Consider the following 3,524-nt stretch of genomic DNA (forward strand, 5'->3'; position numbering starts at 1 on the left):
CTAAAATATTATTCTATTATAAAAAATAGATTTTTATTAAAATTATCCGGTATATTAGATTGAATTATGGTTGCAAAAATCACTTTAACCGCAATACTTATATGCGGTACAATAGTACTTCCTTTTGTGGTAAGGAAGGAGAACAGGTATAAGATCTAAGGTGTAAGGGGATATATCTCATTGCAGCTTGTTCCTACTGTTATCTGATTGCCACATGTTTAAGTTGCTGTGCATTATGCATGCAACATAAACCAATAAGGAGGTAAATAAATGGATTTAGACCCCAGTAAAATTCTAGTAAGGTACAATGTGCAGATGGAGAAGGCACAGACACCTGAGGAAATGGCCGCTGAGAAATATCCAAAAGCTGAGCCAGCCAGAAGTATATGTAAGGCAATTTTCGAGGGCGAAGAGGATGACGTCGTCGAAGGTCTGAAGAAGGCAATCGCCGGCGGCGCAAACCCAATCAAGTTGATTGACGATGTACTTATGCCCGGAATGAAGATCACCACAGATCTTTATGACATAGGTGTAATTTTCCTGCCAAACGTTATGATGTCTGCAGATGCAATGCTTGCAGGTATCGAATTCTGTAAAGAGAAATCCGGCAGCGCCCCCACTCCAAAGGGTAAGATTGTATGTCACGTCGCTGAGGGTGACGTTCACGACATCGGTAAGACCATCGTCGCAGCCCTGTTAAGAGCAGCAGGCTATGAGGTCGTAGACCTTGGCCGTGATGTTCCAGTAGATGAGGTCATTGCAGCTGTAAAGAAAGAGAAGCCAATGATGCTCACAGGTACAGCACTTATGACAACAACCATGTATGCCTTTAAGGAAGTCAACGACAGGCTTCTTGAAGCCGGTATAAAGGTACCATTCCAGTGCGGTGGCGGAGCAGTTAACCAGGACTTCGTAACTACATATGAGCTTGGTGTCTATGGTGAGGAAGCCGCAAATGCCCCCAAGATGGCAGATCTGATCCTCGCTGGAAAGAGCTTGAAGCAGCTGAAGGAACACTTCCACATGCACTAAATTGAGGTGACAATAATGACAGTAAAAAGATACACTGATATGGCATACAGCAAGGCCGACGACATGCTCTTCGGTAACGCAAAGCACCCTGTAAAGGCAAAGTTAGGTTTGGAAGTCGGTGCCGGCTATGTTACAGCCGAGGTTAACTACGCACCAAGGCCAGAGGCCGGACAGTCTAAGGAGAAACTCGTCTCCGAATACCGCAGACTCACAACCGACATCCTTGCAAGGTGTGTACAGATTGGTTTCCCATCAATCTCACTCGAAACAGAACACGTGCAGCAGATGACAAACAACCCATCATGGGGAGGCGAAATTGCTCACGTCCAGAAGACCATTCTTGAAGAATACCATGAAGAGTATGGCATAAAGTGCGGTCTCAGGCACACCCCTGGTGACATCCGTGAAGAGCGCGACTACCTTGCACTCATCGGTCCAAAGTACGACTTGCTCATGGAATCCTTCGAAGCAGTTGCAGAAGGTGGAGCAGACTTCCTGTCCATTGAGACAATGGGTGGAAAAGAAGTCCTCGACTACGCTATCCTGAGAAACGATGTACCAGGCCTGATCTACTCAATAGGATGCCTCGGCTCCATTGACATGACCATGATCTGGCAGGATATCAGCAAGATCGCCCAGAAGAAGGGTGTAATCTCTGCTGGTGACACTGACTGTTCACAGGCAAACACTGCAATGTTCATTGCAGGTGGACTGCTTGACAAGAACCTTGCTCACACCCTTGCAATCATCGCAAGGACAATCTCTGCAGGAAGAACACTCGCAGGATACGAAGCAGGTGCAAAGGGTCCAGGTAAGGACTGTGGATACGAGAACACTATCGTCAAGTCCATCACTGGTACTCCAATCGCCCAGGAAGGAAAGTCCGCAACATGCGCACACGGCGATGTCATGGGTAACCTGACAATGCAGTGCTGTGACCTGTGGTCCAACGAGTCTGTAGAATACCACGGTGAATTCGGTGGTACCTCAGTCCAGTGCTGGGCACAGACCCTGAGCATGGATGCAGCACTCATGAACGTTGCACTCAACACCGGAAACGGAAAAGTGCTACGTGACATGATGGCTCTCTCCGACAAGTACAGAGACCCACAAGGCTATGTTCTCGCATACGACAACGCATGGAAAGTTGGTAAGGCAATCACCAAGGACGGAAACGACCTGTACCTCCGTGCAAAGAACGCAGCAGTTGAGACCGTCAACATCCTGGAAGGCGCAAAGGCCGAGGGCAAGCTAGTAATGTCCCGCTTTGAATTGAATGCACTTGCAGATGCAAAGAAAGCAATCAATGCACTCACTGACGAGTCCGACAAGTTCATGAGCGACATGCTCGCCCTGTACAAGTCCGAAGTAAAAGTATTCAAGCCAGAAGCGAACTACAAGTTCTAAACTTGAGTTCCTTTCTTTTTTCTTTTTTTTCTAACCCTTGACTTCTAGGTGAAGCTTTATTTTTTTAAAAAAGTTTATTTTTAGTACTTTTAGCCATTATTTTGCTTCTTTGGGTAACCTATAGCTACGACTACAATTCTCGTTTCAAAAGGAGCATGTTTCCAGTCCTCTGGAGAAAATGATTGCTGAGAGAACTCTATTTCCATATTGTGTTTACTTACTCCACAATCATCCATGTATTCATTTGCAATTCTTATTCCTATTGCTTTTGCATAGTTCAGAGCTTCATTGTAAGTTTCCAGTTTGTGCCTTCCCAAAGGAGAAAACACTAAGTAGTTCCTATCGGGTTCAGAGACAGAGAAAGGTCTGATAAAAATTTCAACCCTCTTAATTCCTTTTCCAAATAGGGCACCTGCAGCATTACCTACTGCCGCATGCTCTGGAACATGAATGTCCGCATCTATTATCTTAGACAACTTTTCTTTAAAGGAAGCAACAGGTCCTCCGATCATTACTACTGGCATATCTAGCTTGAAACGAGCTGGGAAATAACCATTGACTATCTGCTCTATACCTTTTCTTTCAACACCCTTAAGAAGAAATGCCATCAAATCAAATGCAATACTATGTGCCATTTTTTCTTTTACAGCAAGTGCAAATCCCAGCTCATCATTTTTGGTAAAGCGAGATAACTGGCTTGCTCCTATCAAGGATCCTTGTACATTCCAGCGTGTATATTCGCCAAGTATATGCAGTGCATCGGTGGGTGTAAAACCAATTGGCTGTATCAGTCTTTTACTTATAAGGCTATCAAGTATGACTGAAGATGGATATCTGTAAGAAGAGGATGCAATCTCTTCAAGAGTTAAAGGTTCATTTCCTATGGCTTCAAGAACTTTAGTTTCGAACTCATCAAGTTCTATTGGATCAAATCCAGTCCTCACGTACATCCTTGCTGGCTGGATGTTCATATCCAGTGAACTACGGGAGGGTATTAAGCATTTTTTCAGTTTTTCAATGAATCCAGGATACCTTTCTGCCGCTAGGCACAGGGGTATAACTCTTCTGGGGCCGATAAAAATGTG

At 44.7% G+C, this 3,524-nt stretch carries 2 protein-coding genes and 1 pseudogene; 2 read left to right on the top strand and 1 reads right to left on the bottom strand.

Annotated features, from left to right (window positions below; genetic code table 11):
- The first annotated feature begins 270 nt into the window (after positions 1 to 270).
- Positions 271 to 1,032, top strand: coding sequence for a methanol--corrinoid protein MtaC (mtaC, locus tag A4E24_RS03985; RefSeq protein ID WP_292351881.1), 762 nt, complete (start codon positions 271 to 273; stop codon positions 1,030 to 1,032).
- Positions 1,033 to 1,047: 15 nt separating this feature from the next.
- Positions 1,048 to 2,439 (top strand): methanol--corrinoid protein co-methyltransferase MtaB, encoded by a 1,392-nt coding sequence (gene mtaB, locus A4E24_RS03990; protein WP_292351883.1) that lies wholly within the window; start codon positions 1,048 to 1,050, stop codon positions 2,437 to 2,439.
- An 89-nt stretch (positions 2,440 to 2,528) separates the two neighbouring features.
- Here the strand turns inward: mtaB and A4E24_RS03995 are convergent.
- A pseudogene (locus tag A4E24_RS03995) lies at positions 2,529 to 3,524 on the bottom strand (hydantoinase/oxoprolinase family protein); the annotation flags it as partial.

Origin of the sequence: Methanomethylovorans sp. PtaU1.Bin093, from assembly GCF_002067275.1 — an archaeon.
Classification (GTDB): Archaea; Halobacteriota; Methanosarcinia; order Methanosarcinales; family Methanosarcinaceae; genus Methanomethylovorans.